Below are 15,979 nucleotides of genomic sequence, written 5' to 3'. Positions count from 1 at the left end.
CGTGACTTGTAGCGGTCCGGATGGAGCTTAAATAAGCCTCATGGATCAGGGCGACGACGGCGACGGGCAAACGGTTGATGCGGAGTATGCGATCCGCATTGCGGCGGGCATCGGCGCCTTCACCTGCGAAGAGTGGGACGGTTTCGCCGGGACTACGCGCAGTGATGCCGAAAACGGTTATAACCCCCTCGTTTCATATGCTTTCCTGAGCGCACTCGAGGATTCCGGCTGCGCCGTGCGGCGCACTGGCTGGCAAGGTCATCATCTCAGGCTGGAGAATGGTCAAGGCACGCTGCTCGGCGCGGTCCCTTGCTATCTCAAGTCACACAGCCAGGGCGAATATGTGTTCGATCACGGCTGGTCGGATGCCTTCGAGCGCGCCGGCGGCCGTTATTATCCCAAGCTGCAATGCTCGGTACCGTTCACGCCGGTCACCGGCCCTCGCCTGCTGGTGAGCAGGGGCCAGCATTCCGGCACCGTCAAGGCCGGGCTCGCCGCGGGATTGAAGGCGGTGGCGGAAAAGCTCGGCGTCTCTTCCGCGCATGTCACCTTCGCGCAGGAGAGCGACGTGGACGTGCTGGAGGCGGCGGGCTTCCTGCATCGCACCGACCAGCAGTTCCACTTCGTCAACGAGGGCTTCTCGACCTATGACGATTTCCTCGCCACGCTGGCCTCCCGCAAGCGCAAGGCCATGAAGAAGGAGCGCCGCGAGGCGCTTGCCGACGGCATCTCCATCGACTGGCTTACCGGCAAGGACCTCACCGAACGGGCCTGGGACGACTTCTTCGCCTTCTACATGGACACCGGCAGCCGCAAATGGGGCCGGCCCTATCTGAACCGCGAATTCTTCTCGCTGATCGGCGAGCGCATGGCCGAGGACATCCTGCTGGTGATGGCCAGGCGCAACGGCCGCTACATTGCCGGCGCTATCAACTTCATCGGCTCCGATGCGCTCTACGGCCGCAACTGGGGCTGCATCGAGGATCATCCGTTCCTGCATTTCGAGGTCTGCTATCACCAGGCCATCGACTTCGCCATCGAACGCAAGCTGAAGGTGGTCGAGGCGGGCGCACAGGGCGAACACAAGCTGGCGCGAGGCTACCGGCCGGTGACCATGCATTCCGCGCATTACATCGCCCATCCCGGCCTGCGCAACGCCGTCGCCGATTATCTCAGGCGCGAACGGCGCGAGGTTGAACGCATGGGCGAATACCTGGAAGAGCACACACCGTTCCGCAAGGATCTCGAGGAGTAGGCCCATCCTGCAGGGCAGGAGCATATGTCAGGTTCGGCATCCCTGGGTTGGCAGTGCACGCCTGTCGAGATCGGCTTCATCGATCTCGCCCGATCGTCTTGCCGCTCACGAGAGGCTTCGCTACACCAATTAGCGAGGCACAATCCGGAGCGTTCGCCATGGCCGAAACCGCCTATGACACCGACAACATCTTTGCCAAGATCCTGCGCGGTGAAATTCCCTCGCACCGCGTCTACGAGGACGAAGCGGTCGTTGCCTTCATGGATGTGATGCCGCAGGGAACGGGCCATACGCTGGTGGTGCCGAAGGCGCCGTCGCGCAATCTGCTCGACGCCGATCCGGCAACGTTCGGCCCGCTTTTCACGGTCGTGCAGAAGGTGGCGCTCGCCGTCCGCGAGGCATTCAAGGCCGATGGTGTCACCGTGATGCAGTTCAACGAGCCGGCTTCCGGGCAGACCGTCTATCACCTTCACGTCCACGTCATTCCGCGCTTCGAAGGCATCGCGCTGAAGCCGCATACGGGCCAGATGGAGAAACCCGAGGTGCTGGCCGAGAATGCCGGCCGGATAAAGGCGGCCATGCCACTATCCTGACGCCTGGCTTTCAGTGGTTCCCAGCAGCTGCGGCCGTCTGGGAAGGTTACGCGGTTGCGCATCGAAAATCATGGATCCGAGCCGCCGGGACATCAGCGTGATCGCCATTCCGCCGAGCACATCAATCAGATTATGCCCGCCGTAGATGAGGAGCGGGCCGCGCGGCTGAGATTCATTCTCATCGCCGCTGAGCGCGCGATCAGGACAGCTTGTTTGCGGAGAACGCCAAAAGCCTCTCAAACGCCGTCGGAGGCTCTACATTTTGCCTGAGCCGCCCGCGGATCGCATCCGCACATTGTGCCGGCGTCAGCAGCGATGTGTCCACTTCCAGATCATACACGCCAGGCCGGTGTACCTCCTCCTGCCACAGACGCACCGCCAACGGTACAGGGTCGTCAGGCGATCCCGTCACATATCCCCTCCCCGCCGGACTGTCGGCGCGCCTCTGCATGATGATTTCGATCGGGCAGCGGACACCGACAAACAGAACCGGCAGGCCTGCGAGGCGCCGGGCGCAATCGACAAGGCAATCAAGGGGTCGCGAATAGCTGTCGTGATGACCGAGATCGGCCACGACATTCAACCCCACTCGGCTGTGGGCGGCGATCGATTCGTAGAGCGCGGCGTAGAACCTCGGCACGAGACCCTCGATATCCGGGCGCTCGCCGCCGGGCCGCAAACCTATCCCCGGGCGACAGCGCAGCGGCGTGACCTGCTCATAGGTGTCGACCCCCAGGTTCATCCATGGGCCCTCGAAGCTCTCCTGAACTGCCTGGACGATGCTCGATTTCCCCGATCGCGGTGCGCCGTTGAGGATGATGATCTGGCCTGGTCCGGACATAAAATTCCCCATCCCATGGAAATGAACGCACGCAGCCATCTGGCGAACGGCTGTTGTTCGCAATGCTGCTGTAATCCTGACGGATGACAAGGCACCGGCGAGACGTGGACGTGCAATGCGGGTTCTGTTGATCGAGGACGAAAGAGAAATGGCTGACGCGCTCACCAGGGCGCTTGGCAAACAAGGCGTCGTTGTCGATCACACCATGCTGCTTGGCGATGCTATCGAACTGTCGTGCCAGCACGTCTATGAGGGCAATCCTGCTCGACCGAACATTGCCGGATGGAGAGGGACTGAGCTTCATTCCCAGGCTGCGGGCGGCAGGTGTCGATGCGCCGGTAATCGTCCTGACGGCCCGCAACGAGCCGAAAGAGCGCATTGAGGGGCTCGATGCCGGCACCGACGACTATCTGGGCAAACCCTTCCTGATCGATGAACTGATGGCGCGGCTGCGGGCGGTGTTGCGCAGGAGCCGCGGATTACCGTTGGCATGGTCACCATCGACCCGCTGAATTTCAGCGTGACGGTCGGGTCCAGCTCCGTCGATATACCGAGACGCGAACTGTCCGTCCTGCTCGCCTGGCAAGCGGCGCGGAAAGACCGTCATCCGAGATCGGCGATGCGTACAGTCTGGGCGCTACTTTCGGAAACGACTTTTCGCGCATGCTCGTCACCGGCAAGGCGCCGTCGGGATTGCATATCTCGATACCGTCAGGCCAACGCATAAAATCGTTCCTCGGCGGCAAGCCGAAATACGCGGCCTGCGAGGTCTTTGGCCGCGCGCCCGGCCTGTTCGGCATGGTCGGCGCCAACGTGGGAGCACCACCGTCCTGGACGGACAAATCAGCCAAAACCCGCCCAACGCCGCTTGCTGTCCAGGGGCCGACAGCAGCGCTTCAGTGATCGTCGCTTTGTGCCAATGAAAAAGCCCCGTCTCCGGGGCTTTTTCGAGGGAGTGACTATCAGCTCTTGCGCGGCAGTTGCGGCACCAGGCTGCGCTTGCCACCGTCCTTGCCCTTGGGCTCGGGCTTCTGCGCGACGGCCTTCTTGGCCGCCGGCTTCTTGGCCACTGCCTTGCGCGGCTTGGGGGCGTCTTCCGGTTCTTCCTTCTTGGGCTTCACCGGTGCCTCGTCGGCGAGCGATTCGAGCTTCAGGCCGGTCTCGCCGGTTTCCTTCTTCTCGACGCTGACGCGCACCGTGCCGCCCTTCTTGAGCTTTCCGAACAGCACTTCGTCTGCCAGCGGCTTCTTGATGTGCTCCTGGATCACGCGGCCGAGCGGACGCGCACCCATGCGCTCGTCATAGCCCTTGTCGGCGAGCCAGGCGATCGCATCCGGCGACAGGTCGAAGGTGACGCCACGCTCGGAGAGCTGGGCCTCCAGCTGCATGACGAACTTCTGCACCACCTGATGGATAACCGGCACCGGCAGCGAGCCGAACGGGATGATCGCATCGAGACGATTGCGGAACTCCGGCGTGAACAGCCGGTTGATCGCCTCGACATCGTCGCCTTCGCGCTTGGTCGACCCGAAACCGATCGCCGCGCGCTGCGCATCCGACGCGCCCGCATTGGTGGTCATGATCAGGATCACATTGCGGAAGTCGATCTGCTTGCCGTTGTGGTCGGTCAGCTTGCCATGGTCCATCACCTGCAACAGGATGTTGAACAGGTCCGGATGCGCCTTCTCGACTTCGTCCAGCAGCAGCACGCAATGCGGATGCTGGTCGACGCCGTCGGTCAAAAGGCCGCCCTGATCGAAACCGACATAGCCGGGAGGCGCGCCGATCAACCGAGAGACCGTGTGGCGTTCCATATATTCCGACATGTCGAAACGGATCAGCTCGACGCCGAGCGAAGCGGCCAATTGCTTGGCGACTTCGGTCTTGCCGACGCCGGTCGGACCCGAGAACAGATAGGAGCCGATCGGCTTCTCCGGTTCGCGCAGGCCGGCACGCGCCAGCTTGATCGCCGAGGTCAGCGCGGTGATCGCAGTGTCCTGGCCGTAGACGACGCGCTTCAGCTCGATGTCGAGACCCTGCAGCACCTTCTCGTCATCGGCCGAAACAGTCTTCGGCGGGATGCGCGCCATGGTGGCGATCGTCGCTTCGATCTCCTTGATGCCGATGGTCTTCTTGCGCTTGGCCTCCGGCACCAGCATCTGCGAGGCGCCGGTCTCGTCGATCACGTCGATCGCCTTATCCGGCAGCTTGCGGTCGTTGATGTAGCGCGCCGACAGCTCAACCGAAGCCTTGATGGCTTCCGTCGTGTAGCGGACCTTGTGGAACTCCTCGAAATAGGGCTTCAGGCCCTTCATGATCTCGATGGCGTCCTCGATGGTCGGCTCGTTGACGTCGATCTTCTGGAAGCGACGTACGAGCGCGCGGTCCTTCTCAAAGAACTGGCGGAACTCCTTGTAGGTTGTCGAACCGATGCAGCGGATCGCACCCGAAGACAGTGCCGGCTTCAACAGGTTGGACGCATCCATGGCGCCGCCCGACGTCGCGCCGGCGCCAATGACGGTGTGGATCTCGTCGATGAACAGCACAGCGCCCGGATAATCCTCGAGCTCCTTGACGACCTGCTTCAGCCGCTCCTCGAAATCGCCGCGATAGCGCGTGCCGGCCAAAAGCGTGCCCATGTCGAGCGCGAAGATGGTGGCGTTGTGCAAGACTTCCGGAACATCACCCTCGACGATGCGCTTGGCGAGGCCCTCGGCGATCGCCGTCTTGCCGACGCCGGGATCGCCGACATAGAGCGGATTGTTCTTGGAACGGCGGCACAGCACCTGGATGGTGCGGTTGATCTCGGACTCGCGCCCGATCAGCGGATCGATCTTGCCGGCCTTGGCCTTGTTGTTGAGATTGACGCAATAAGCGGTCAGCGCGTCCTGCTGCTGCTTCTTCTTGCCGCCTTCCTCTTGCGGCTCGGCGCCGTTCGCGCCACCCTGCTCGTCATCGGCGCCGCGCGGCGAACGCGTCTCCGACGCGCCCGGACGCTTGGCGATGCCGTGCGAGATGTAGTTGACCGCGTCGTAACGGGTCATCTGCTGTTCCTGCAGGAAATAGGCGGCATGGCTCTCGCGCTCGGCGAAGATGGCGACGAGCACGTTGGCGCCGGAGACCTCTTCGCGGCCGGACGACTGCACATGGATCACCGCACGCTGAATGACGCGCTGGAAGCCGGCGGTCGGCTTGGAATCCTCGTCATAGCCGGTAACCAGATTGTCGAGCTCGGTGTCGATATAGGTGAGAACAGTGTGCTTCAACTCGTCGAGATCGACATTGCAGGCGCGCATGACGGCGGCCGCCTCGGTGTCGTCGATCAGGGCGAGCAGCAGATGTTCAAGGGTTGCATATTCATGGTGCCGCTCGTTGGCGAGCGTCAGCGCTTGGTGAAGCGCCTTTTCCAGGCCTTGGGAGAAAGCCGGCATGTTACCTCACTTCTTCTCCATCACGCATTGCAGCGGATGCTGATTTTGTCGGGCGAAATCCATGACCTGGGACACTTTGGTCTCGGCCACCTCGAATGTATAGACCCCGCACTCGCCCACTCCATGATTGTGAACATGAAGCATGATGCGTGTGGCGGCTTCGCGGTCCTTCTGGAAAAAACGCTCCAGCACGTGAACCACGAACTCCATCGGTGTGTAGTCGTCGTTCAGGATGAGGACCCGATAGAGGCTGGGTTTCTTGGTCTTGGTCTTTGTGCGCGTGATGACCGCCGTGCCGCGGCCGGCCTCATTGCCGTCGCCGCTGCCGTTCTGCATCCGTGCCCTGGTGGCAGTCAAACCGATCGTCACGTAATCCTGCCTCTTTCGAATCCTCATGCGAGTTCGACATGTAGGTGTTCGATGGACGATTTTAAGCCCTTCTGGTTAGCTGACAATATGGCTAGGTGCCCAACTTGGCGGATTTTCGCAATCGTGAAGGCGAGCCAGGCCCCTGATCGGAAATTGACATGAAAAAACCCGGCCACGCTGGCGCGGCCGGGCTCTGTCTTGGCCCAATGGGCCCAGATCTCGTACTGCCGAACGAAATTACTTCGCCTTGGCAACGATCGATTCGAACGGCTTGTAGGCTTCCTTGGCGAGTTCGGCATAGAGGTCGCCGATCTTGGTGGCCTCGGCGACGAACGCCTCATAGGACTGCTTGGCATAGTCGGACTGGACCTCGATCGCCTTGTCGAGCGACTTGGCCGAGACAATCTTCTCGAAAGCGGCGCTGCCGGCTTCGAAGCTCTTCTTGGTGTATTCGCCGGCCTCGGCCGCAATTGCCTGCGCGCCCTTGGACAAGGAGGCGAAGCTCTTCAAGCCGGTGTCGGCGAACTCTTTGCCGTATTTGCTGAAGTCCTCATAGGTCTGCGTCATTTCAATTCTCCCTGGACGGTTGATGCGCCCTGCCCCGAGCGCCTTGTGCAATGCACTCGAATATATTGTGCGACGCACAAAAGTCAAGAAATCGCCAGCTTCCGTCCTAGCCGGTGTGGGCAATGGCTAAAATTCGAATAAACAGAGGCTCAAACCACCAGAAAATGGTGAACGCGGCGGTTACCATAAACGGATTGGTAACGCTGCCCCGATAGCTTGCCCGGAAGTGAGGCAGGATCCCTTTGCCGCCTCCAGCGCAACAAGAAATTCAAAGGAACTATCAGTGCGTCAGGCGTTGTCGGGCATCGTTTCCAAATCCGCGTCCCCTTTCAAAACGGTCATGATCATCGCCGTGGCGATGACCATCGTCGTTGCAAGTGCGGCCTCGTCGCTCGCCGCGAAGTCCGCGGCCATCGTGGTCGACGCCAAGACCGGCAAGGTGCTCTACTCCTCGGATGCCAACGCCCGGCGTTATCCCGCCTCGCTCACCAAGATGATGACGCTTTATTTGACTTTCGAGGCTCTGGCCAAGGGCAAGATCAGCCGGAACTCGCCGGTCGTCTTCTCGGCTCATGCCGCGGCAGAGCCGCCGACGAAGCTCGGCGTGAAGCCGGGCGGATCGGTGGCGGTCGAGACCGCCATCCTGTCGATGGTGACCAAATCGGCCAATGATTCGGCCACCGCGCTCGGCGAAATGCTCGGCGGCAACGAGACCAACTTCGCCCGCATGATGACTGCCAAGGCGCGGCAGCTCGGTATGAACGGCACCGTGTTCCGCAACGCCAACGGCTTGCCCGATCCCGGCCAGTTCACCACTGCGCGCGACATGGCAACGCTCGGCATCGCGCTGCGCGAACATTTCCCGCAATATTACGGCTATTTCTCGCAGCGCTCCTTCCTCTATGGCCGCCAGCGCATCAACGGCCACAACCGCCTGCTTGGACGCATCAAGGGCGTCGACGGCATCAAGACCGGTTACACCCGCGCTTCGGGCTTCAACCTGGTTTCATCGGTTTCGGACGGCAACCGTCGCATTGTCGGCGTAGTCATGGGCGGCACCTCGGGCAGCAGCCGCGACAATCAGATGGCGGCCCTGATCAACACCTATCTGCCGCGGGCATCGACCCGAGGCGGCGGCGATCTGGTCGCCAAGGCCGATAGCGGCAACCCGGTGACGGCATTGGCCAAGGTGCTGTTGCCCAAGCACGACGCACCGACTCCGGATGAGAAGCCGATGGCGGTGGCCAGCGCCGATGACGCGGACGAGGCCGTTGCCGACGACGCGACGGTAGCCCAGGGCGACAGCGAGGACGCCGACGATAACGCAGCAGAAGAAACCAAAGTGGTTGTTCCGGCAAAGAAGGTGAAGACGGTTATCGTCTCCGCCCCCAAGGTCGCCACGGCACAGGTGGTGTCCGCTTATGCCGAGCCCGCGCCGGCCGTCGACCCGGTCAATACCGCGTCGGTGCCGTCGGGTTGGGCCATTCAGGTCGCCTCGTCGCCGAAACAGTCCGAAGCCCAGGCCTTCCTCGACAAGACCACCAAGCAGGCGCCCAAGGTGCTGGCAGATGCCTCCGGCTTCACCGTCGCCTTCGACAAGGACGGCGTCACGTACTACCGCGCCCGCTTCGGCGGCTTCGGTTCCAAGACCGCGGCCTGGAAGGCCTGCACCGCCCTCAAGAAGAAGAAAATCGAGTGCTACGCCGTCCAGCAGTAGGGACGGCGTAGAAGATATCTCCCGGAAAATTTCTGCGTCGAAGGAGACTAGTTGTGATTGGAGAGCAAGACGTCCTTGGCTTCGTTGATCCGCGCCGCCAGGAAAGACGTGCCGCCGATATCGGGGTGCAGGCGTTGCATCAGGCGGCGGTGCGCCTTGCGGACATCCGCCGCGGCGGCCCCCGCTTCAAGACCAAGGACCTTGTAGGCCTCCTCCTTAGTCATGGCGCCCGGACCTGGCGCAATACCCAGCCCTTCGCCACTGTGCGCCTCAGCGTTTTTGCGCCAGACGGGAAATCTGCCGTCAAGATACGTCTCTAGCAGTTGCCGGCTCTCCGGGTCACCGGAGAGTTCGCGAAACAGCTGCAGCAATTCGGCTTTGCCCATCGCACCAAGCATCTTGCCTTCATGGCGGCCTGCCAGGACAAGGCCTTCAAGGCCTCCTGTATCGTGATCGAGGTCCATTTCCAGCGCCGCCGTGCGTACGGTCGAGCGTCTCCGCGCCGGCATCACGGCTCGCCGGTTCAGCCGCATCGAGCCGTACCAGGCGATCGCTGCGAGCAGGATGATACCGCCGAGACCTCCGCGCCCGACCAGCAGCACGGCGCCGCCGACCAATGCCAGCAAAACCGGCCCAACCTTCCTCATGTCGCCTGCCAGCCTGCTCGGGTCGGCCTGCACGAAAGCCGTTGCCAGGCCCATCAGCACCAGCAGCAATGCGACGACAGCGATGATCGCGCCTATCATATTCCACTGCCCCGTGAGTGCCCGGCGATCGGCCGGTTTTCCAGACTATTCCTGAACACGAGCATGCCGCCACCGGGTGTTATTTCTGAGCCGCAAATCATGACCTTGCGCGACACATGGTCCGCATCCCACCACGCCGCGGCGCGATGTGGTCGGCGCGAATGCGTCAGATATCGAAACCGGATGGTTCCTATCGCTCATGATTTTCAAGATGTGGCGTTGTCGCGACGCTTGCAAGTCCAACGGACAGCAACATTGAGGGCCAGCAACCGCAGTCCGCCTATACGGGCCGACCATGCCGCCAGATTGCCCCGGAGCAAGCCAACTGGCGGCTCGGAGAAAGCCAATGGGCGGCTCGGAACAAGCCGATTGTGACTTAGAGCAGGCCGAGATCGGCGAGCTCGCGCCGGAGTTTCGGCGGCATTTCGACCTGCCCCGGCTTGCCCTTGCCGAGATCGGCAGGTGCATCCGATGGCTTTAGATAGCGCCAGCCCTGAAAGGCGCGGCGCGGCTGCCAGTCGGTGCGCACCACTTGCGGATCCAGCATCAGATGGCAGCGGCCGATGCCCTCGTCATCAGTGAATGGCCGGATCTCGGTGATCAACTGCCGGCATTGCACACTTCCCTTGATCACCCAGTAGAGCGAGCCGCCGTCGGTAACCTCATCGGCGCGCGTCGGCACCATGCGGGTGGTGTGCCAATGCTCGGCCGGTTCGCCGGCACGGCGCCGCTCGTCGAGGCGGAACGCGATCCATTCTTCGAGATCCTCGACGCTGTCGCAGCCGACGCAGAGCTTTAGGAGGTTGAGAGCCATCGCCCAAGATTTAATCCGTCGCACGGATGCGTCAACGGCCTGAGCAAGTTCTCCACAGTGCCAGCGGGCTCAACACTCCACCACATTTACCGCCAGTCCGCCGAGGCTGGTCTCCTTGTACTTCTCGTTCATGTCGAGGCCGGTCTGGCGCATCGTCTCGATCGCCGCATCCAGCGGCACGAAATGGGTGCCGTCACCTTTGATGGCAAGCGAGGCGGCCGTCACCGCCTTGACCGCGCCCAGCGCGTTGCGCTCGATGCAAGGCACCTGCACCAGCCCGCCGACCGGATCGCAGGTCATGCCCAGATGGTGCTCCAGCGCGATCTCGGCGGCGTTCTCGACCTGTTCGGGCGTGCCGCCCATGACGGCGCACAGGCCGGCCGCTGCCATGGCCGAAGCCGAGCCGACTTCGCCCTGGCAGCCGACCTCGGCGCCGGAGATGGACGCATTGGACTTGATGATGCCGCCGACGGCGGCTGCCGTGAGCAGGAAATCGCGAATGCTGGGCTGGTCGGCCTCGGGATGGAAATGCAGCCAGTAGCGCAGCACCGCCGGCAAGGTGCCGGCCGCGCCGTTGGTCGGCGCGGTGACGACGCGCCCGCCGGCCGCATTCTCCTCGTTGACGGCCATGGCATAGATCGACAGCCAGTCATTGGCGAGCAGCGGATTGGGCCGGTTCTGCTGCCACTGCTCCTGCAGCTTGTCGTGCAATTGCCTGGCCCGGCGGCGCACCTTCAGCCCGCCCGGCATGATGCCGTCCTGCGACAGGCCACGCTCGATGCAACTCTTCATGGCACCCCAGATGGCGTCGAGGCCGGCGTCGAGCTCATCGCGCGACATTTGTGTTTCCTCGTTGACCCGCTTCATCTCGGCAATGGAAAGGCCGCTCTTGCCAGCCATCTTCAGCATCTCGAGGGCGTTCTTGAAGGGATAAGGGACTTTTTTGCCTTCGGTCGTCACCGAACCCTTGGCTTTCATGCGCTGCAGCTCTTCTTCCGAAACCACGAAGCCGCCGCCGATCGAATAATAGATGCGCTTGAGCAGCAGGCGGTCGCCGGCATCATAGGCATAAAACGCCATGCCGTTGGCGTGGCCGGTGAGCGGCGTCTTGCGGTCGAGCACCAGGTCGCCGGCCGTATCGAAACGGTAGGAGGGGTGGCCGGGCGGTGAAACCAGCTTGTCGGCGGTGATACGAGCGACAATGCCGTCCGCCTGGTCAGGGTCGACCGTCTGCGGCGTCTGCCCGGCAAGGCCGAGAATGACGGCACGGTCACTGCCATGGCCGATGCCGGTATAGGCGAGCGAGCCGTGCAGGCTGGCGCCGATGCGAGCAACCTTGGCGCCGGCCGGACGCGGCCAGTCGTCTCCGGCGATCTCGTCGAGGAAACGGCGGGCGGCCGTCATCGGTCCCATCGTGTGCGAACTCGATGGTCCGATGCCGATCTTGAACAGGTCGAAAACCGAAAGGAACACGCGCCACAATCTCCCGAAGCCGCTCTGGGACTACATATAGGAACTCCTGCGATGTTTCCGCTGTTTTGAACGGCGCGGCGCAGCGCCTGCCGACCTTGTTTGCTCCGGCAGCGACATATCCGTCGCTGCCGCGGACGATCGAAGCAATCGCACTGGATGTGATAGGATTCGCCAATGGGCGATTCCCTCGATCTTTCGACAGCCGATCTCGCGGCGTTGGCGTTCTTCCTCATTGCGTGGGTTTTGCATACGCTCGCCTCGGACGGTGTGCTGGTCAGCCGCATGTCCCTGACAACGGCGATGAATGCGCAGCGGCAAGCCTGGATGCACCGGATGGCCGAGCGTGAGATCCGCATCGTCGACACAGCCATCATGGGTGGCCTGCAGCAAGGCACCGCCTTCTTCGCCTCCAGCTCCCTGATCGCGCTTGGCGGCTGCTTTGCCTTGCTCGGTGCCTCCGACCGCGTCCTCGAGGTGTTGAGCACCCTGCCTCTGGGCGGCGCCCCGTCGCGCCCGGCTTTTCAGATCAAGGTGCTGGGACTGGTGCTGATCCTGGCGTTTTCGTTCTTCAAGTTCGGCTGGGCCTACCGTCTGTTCAACTATTGCTCGATCCTGATCGGTGCTGTGCCGATCCCACATGGCGAAGCCTCGCGCAACCCGGTCACCGAAACGGCGGTGTGGAGGGCGGCGCAGATGAACATGCTGGCAGGCAAGCATTTCAACTCCGGCCTGCGCGGCGTGTTCTTTTCGATCGGCTATCTCGGCTGGTTCGTCGATCCGGTGGTGTTCGTGCTGTCGACGCTTCTGCTCCTGGCCGTTCTGGTGCGGCGCCAGTTCTTCTCGGCGGCGCGCCGCGCCGTGATCGGTCAGCCGCCAGGTGCGGAAAAAGGCCGATCGATGCGGCCGGACAGCCAATAGGCGAACAGCCCTATCCATTCGCGGATCGCCATGGTGGCCGCCTGCAGCGCATCGGCCGGATTGTCGCGGAACAGGCCGATGCCTTCGTCTCCCGACGTTCGATAGTCGACCGGCCAGGGGACGGTCGCGAAGCCGGCCTTGTCGAACAGCGCCTTGGCGCGCGGCATATGGTAGGCAGAGGTGACCAGCAGCCAGGTTTCGCCCGGCTTCGGCGCTATCAAGGCCTTGGTGAAGACGGCATTCTCATAGGTGTTGCGCGATTTGCCCTCGAGGATCAGGCGCTCCGGCGTCACGCCAAGCGCGCCAAGCAGGCGCGGCGCGGTGGCGGCATCGCCCTCGCCGTCGAGGAACAATTCGCCATTGCCGCCGGAGACGACCACCTTGGCGTCGGGAAAGCGCCGCGCCAGCACGGCCGTCTCGACCATCCGGTCGCCGCCGCTGTTCAGCTCATAACCGCCGCGCACCAGATTGATGCCGCCCTCGAAGCCGCCGCCGAGCACGACGATGCCATCGACTTTTTGCGGCAGCGGCGGGCGCGGAAAGCGTTCCTCCAGCGGGTTGAGCAGCAATGCGCCGAGCGAGGTCCAGGCCGAAAGCGCCAGAACCAAAAACGCCAGCACGCCGCCGGTGGCTGCCAGCCGCGGGCGGCCGAAAAATGCCGAGACCAGCCCCGCCAGCAGCAGGAAGATCGTCAGGTTGAGCGGCTGGATAAAGAACCAGAAGATTTTCGAAAGATAAAAGAACATCCCTCACCCCTTAGATGAGAAACGATCCTACCACCACTTCTCCGGCTGGAACGTTCCGGCCGCCTGCTCGATGACGGCAGCGGTCTGGAACAGCGTCTCTTCTTCGAACGGCCTGCCGATCAGTTGCAGGCCGAGCGGCAAGCCCTTGGGGTCTAGGCCGGCGGGCACCGCAATGCCCGGCAGGCCCGCCATGTTCACGGTGACGGTGAAGATGTCGTTCAGGTACATCTTCACCGGATCGGAAGCCATGTCCTCGTCTGCAATGCCGAAGGCGGCAGATGGCGTCGCCGGTGTCAGGATGACATCAACGCCGGCGGCAAAGACGTTCTCGAAGTCCCGCTTGATCAGATTGCGCACCTTCTGCGCCTGCAGATAGTAGGCGTCGTAATAGCCCGCCGACAGCACATAGGTGCCGATCATGATCCGGCGCTTGACCTCGCGGCCAAAGCCGGCGGCGCGGGTCTTCTCATACATCTCGACGATGTCCTTGCCCGGCACGCGAAGGCCGTAGCGGACGCCGTCATAGCGCGCAAGGTTGGACGAGGCTTCGGCGGGCGCCACGATGTAATAGGCCGGTAGCGCGTATTTGGTGTGCGGCAAGGAGATGTCGACGATCTCGGCGCCAGCATCCCTGAGCCAGGCAATGCCCTTCTGCCAAAGGGCCTCGATCTCCTCCGGCATGCCGTCGACGCGGTATTCCCGGGGAATCCCAACCTTCATGCCCTTGATCGGCTTGCCGATCGCCGCCTCGTAGTCCGGCACCGGCCGGTCCACCGAGGTCGTATCCTTCGGATCGACGGAGGCCATCGATCTGAGCAGGATCGCGGCATCGCGCACGTCGCGCGCGATCGGCCCGGCCTGGTCGAGCGACGAGGCGAAGGCGACGATACCCCAGCGCGAGCAGCGGCCATAGGTCGGCTTGATGCCGACCGTGCCGGTGAACGCGGCCGGCTGGCGGATCGAGCCGCCAGTGTCGGTGGCCGTGGCGCCCGCGCACAGGAAAGCCGAGACGGCGGAGGCCGAGCCGCCCGACGAGCCACCCGGCACCAGCTGCGCATTGTCCAGGGTGCGCGCGGTCCTGGTGCCGCCGGCCGAAACGAAGCCGCCATCGCCCTGATGCGTGGTCGGCATCACCATCGTATCGACGCGCGAACGCCGCCACGGGTTGACCACCGGCCCGTAATAGGACGTCTCGTTGGACGAGCCCATGGCGAACTCGTCCATGTTGAGCTTGCCCAGCATGACCGCCCCGTCAGCCCACAGATTGGAGGTGACGGTCGATTCGTAATGCGGCTTGAAACCGTCGAGCACATGGCTGCAGGCCTGGGTGTGCACGCCCTCGGTGCCGAACAGGTCCTTAATGCCGAGCGGAATGCCTTCCAGCGCACCGCCCTCGCCTTTGACCAGCCTGGCGTCGGAGGCCTTGGCCATGTCGCGCGCCTTGTCGCCGGTCACCACGACGTAGGCGTTGAGCGCCGGATTGGCGCGCTCGATCGCAGCAAGATAGGCGTCGGCGATCTCGGTCGCGGTGATTTCCTTGGCGCGCAGCTTGGCGCGGGCCTGCGAAATCGTCAGTCGGGTCAGGTCGCTCATCAGGCAAGGCTCTTTTCGTAAAACACCGACCACTCGGAATCGGGATAATCCAGCACCGGACCGCAACGCGAGAAGCCGGAACGTTCATAGACAGCCCAGGCGGCAGGATGGCGATCGCCCGTCTCCAGCACCAGACGCTTCAATCCTTCCTCGCGCGCCAGCGCTTCGACACGCTCCACGATCCTGGCGCCGATTTTCTGGCCGCGATGCGTGGGCCGCGTGTACATGCGCTTGACCTCGCCGACGGCGCCGTCATGGCGCTTCAGCGCCCCGCAACCGATTGCAAAACCGTCGTCGCGGACGACGAAGACCGTGGTGTCCGGGCCGGCCATCTGCTCGACGGTCAGGTGATAGCAGTGTTCCGGCGGCGTCAGTTCGAGCAGCGTCTCGTTGAGCTCCGCGACCAAGCCGCGCACATCGTCCTGCAGCGGCGTCTCGATGGCGATTTCGATGGCCATCGGCCTGTTACTCCACGACCTTCGGCACGAGGAAGAAGTTCTCTTCCGTGGCAGGCGCGTTGGCGACGATGTCGGCAGCCTTGTTGCCGTCGGTGACGACGTCCTGGCGCTTCTTCATCCCCATCGGAGTTACCGAAGTCATCGGCTCGACCCCGGAAACATCGACCTCGTTCAGCTGTTCGACGAAGCCCAGTATGGCATTCAGCTCGCCGGTCATGCGTTCGGCATCTTCCTCGCTCACCGCAATGCGGGCGAGACGCGCGACGCGCTTCACTGTCTTGACGTCAACGGACATGTTTGTGCCTCGGGAAAACCAGCCCCGGCCTATAGCGGCGCCGCGCGCGGCGCGCAACATGTGCATGCCCACAATGTCGTAAGCACATGAGTTGTCCGGATTAGGTAGCACGTGAGTTGTCCGGTTTTATCGCCAGCGGATGGAGGCTGGGGATGAAGCGGAC

15 protein-coding genes and 2 pseudogenes are annotated in these 15,979 nt (G+C 63.0%); 6 read left to right on the top strand and 11 right to left on the bottom strand.

Annotation, left to right across the window (positions count from 1 at the left end; translation table 11 throughout):
* Nucleotides 1–40 precede the first annotated feature (40 nt).
* Nucleotides 41–1,255: a GNAT family N-acetyltransferase gene (locus tag FJ940_RS24330; RefSeq protein WP_140633226.1), complete on the top strand. Its 1,215-nt coding sequence runs from the start codon at nt 41–43 to the stop codon at nt 1,253–1,255.
* A 158-nt stretch (nt 1,256–1,413) separates the two neighbouring features.
* A complete protein-coding gene (locus FJ940_RS24325; RefSeq protein WP_140498719.1) occupies nt 1,414–1,848 on the top strand; it encodes an HIT family protein in 435 nt (144 codons plus the stop codon).
* Between the two features lie 199 nt (nt 1,849–2,047).
* Here the strand turns inward: FJ940_RS24325 and FJ940_RS24320 are convergent, their stop codons facing one another.
* Entirely contained in the window at nt 2,048–2,689 is a 642-nt protein-coding gene (locus FJ940_RS24320) for a chloramphenicol phosphotransferase (RefSeq protein WP_140584615.1), read from the bottom strand.
* Between the two features lie 115 nt (nt 2,690–2,804).
* Between FJ940_RS24320 and FJ940_RS24315 the strand changes: the two are divergent.
* Both FJ940_RS24315 and FJ940_RS28565 read left to right on the top strand, forming a co-directional pair.
* A pseudogene (locus tag FJ940_RS24315) lies at nt 2,805–3,269 on the top strand (response regulator); the annotation flags it as partial.
* Between the two features lie 26 nt (nt 3,270–3,295).
* Nucleotides 3,296–3,592, top strand: a pseudogene (locus tag FJ940_RS28565) (hypothetical protein); the annotation flags it as partial.
* Between the two features lie 59 nt (nt 3,593–3,651).
* Here the strand turns inward: FJ940_RS28565 and clpA are convergent.
* The 3 genes from clpA to FJ940_RS24300 form a co-directional block, all read right to left on the bottom strand.
* Nucleotides 3,652–6,120, bottom strand: a complete 2,469-nt coding sequence (gene clpA, locus FJ940_RS24310; RefSeq protein ID WP_140525247.1) for an ATP-dependent Clp protease ATP-binding subunit ClpA — start codon at nt 6,118–6,120, stop codon at nt 3,652–3,654.
* 6 nt (nt 6,121–6,126) lie between these two features.
* Entirely contained in the window at nt 6,127–6,456 is a 330-nt protein-coding gene (clpS, locus tag FJ940_RS24305) for an ATP-dependent Clp protease adapter ClpS (protein WP_027051901.1), read from the bottom strand.
* A gap of 270 nt (nt 6,457–6,726) precedes the next feature.
* Entirely contained in the window at nt 6,727–7,056 is a 330-nt protein-coding gene (locus tag FJ940_RS24300) for a phasin family protein (RefSeq protein ID WP_140498728.1), read from the bottom strand.
* Nucleotides 7,057–7,339: 283 nt separating this feature from the next.
* Here FJ940_RS24300 and FJ940_RS24295 point away from each other — a divergent pair, with 283 nt between their 5' ends.
* Nucleotides 7,340–8,773, top strand: coding sequence for a D-alanyl-D-alanine carboxypeptidase (locus tag FJ940_RS24295; RefSeq protein WP_140658166.1), 1,434 nt, complete (start codon nt 7,340–7,342; stop codon nt 8,771–8,773).
* A gap of 47 nt (nt 8,774–8,820) precedes the next feature.
* On the opposite strand, the gene FJ940_RS24290 is transcribed toward FJ940_RS24295, so the two are convergent.
* The 3 genes from FJ940_RS24290 to FJ940_RS24280 form a co-directional block, all read right to left on the bottom strand.
* The gene (locus FJ940_RS24290; protein ID WP_181169991.1) at nt 8,821–9,519 is read right to left on the bottom strand and encodes a DnaJ domain-containing protein; all 699 of its coding nucleotides are present in this window, start codon (nt 9,517–9,519) and stop codon (nt 8,821–8,823) included.
* Between the two features lie 376 nt (nt 9,520–9,895).
* Nucleotides 9,896–10,333 carry a DUF1489 family protein gene (locus FJ940_RS24285; RefSeq protein ID WP_140498734.1) on the bottom strand — a complete coding sequence of 146 codons (438 nt, stop codon included), beginning with the start codon at nt 10,331–10,333 and terminating at the stop codon, nt 9,896–9,898.
* A 69-nt stretch (nt 10,334–10,402) separates the two neighbouring features.
* Entirely contained in the window at nt 10,403–11,806 is a 1,404-nt protein-coding gene (locus FJ940_RS24280) for an L-serine ammonia-lyase (RefSeq protein ID WP_140525249.1), read from the bottom strand.
* A 174-nt stretch (nt 11,807–11,980) separates the two neighbouring features.
* Here FJ940_RS24280 and FJ940_RS24275 point away from each other — a divergent pair, with 174 nt between their 5' ends.
* Complete coding sequence (locus FJ940_RS24275) at nt 11,981–12,724, top strand: DUF599 domain-containing protein (RefSeq protein WP_140525250.1); 744 nt, start codon at nt 11,981–11,983, stop codon at nt 12,722–12,724.
* On the opposite strand, the gene FJ940_RS24270 is transcribed toward FJ940_RS24275, so the two are convergent.
* From FJ940_RS24270 to gatC, 4 genes are read right to left on the bottom strand one after another with little or no spacing between them, the layout of a single operon-like run.
* A complete protein-coding gene (locus FJ940_RS24270) occupies nt 12,673–13,470 on the bottom strand; it encodes a YdcF family protein (protein ID WP_140525251.1) in 798 nt (265 codons plus the stop codon). The two genes, FJ940_RS24275 and FJ940_RS24270, sit on opposite strands and share 52 nt — an antisense overlap.
* Before the next feature lie 27 nt (nt 13,471–13,497).
* A complete protein-coding gene (locus FJ940_RS24265; protein WP_140525252.1) occupies nt 13,498–15,063 on the bottom strand; it encodes an amidase family protein in 1,566 nt (521 codons plus the stop codon).
* Nucleotides 15,063–15,521, bottom strand: coding sequence for a GNAT family N-acetyltransferase (locus FJ940_RS24260; protein WP_140525253.1), 459 nt, complete (start codon nt 15,519–15,521; stop codon nt 15,063–15,065). Before FJ940_RS24260 ends, FJ940_RS24265 begins: the two co-directional genes overlap by 1 nt.
* 7 nt (nt 15,522–15,528) lie before the next feature.
* Entirely contained in the window at nt 15,529–15,816 is a 288-nt protein-coding gene (gatC, locus tag FJ940_RS24255) for an Asp-tRNA(Asn)/Glu-tRNA(Gln) amidotransferase subunit GatC (protein ID WP_140498745.1), read from the bottom strand.
* Nucleotides 15,817–15,979: the final 163 nt, after the last annotated feature.

The sequence above is a fragment of the Mesorhizobium sp. B2-3-7 genome, assembly GCF_006442695.1.
Lineage (GTDB): Bacteria > Pseudomonadota > Alphaproteobacteria > Rhizobiales > Rhizobiaceae > Mesorhizobium.
Note: the sequence above shows the minus strand (reverse complement) of the source record. Positions and strands in the feature narration are given on the sequence as shown.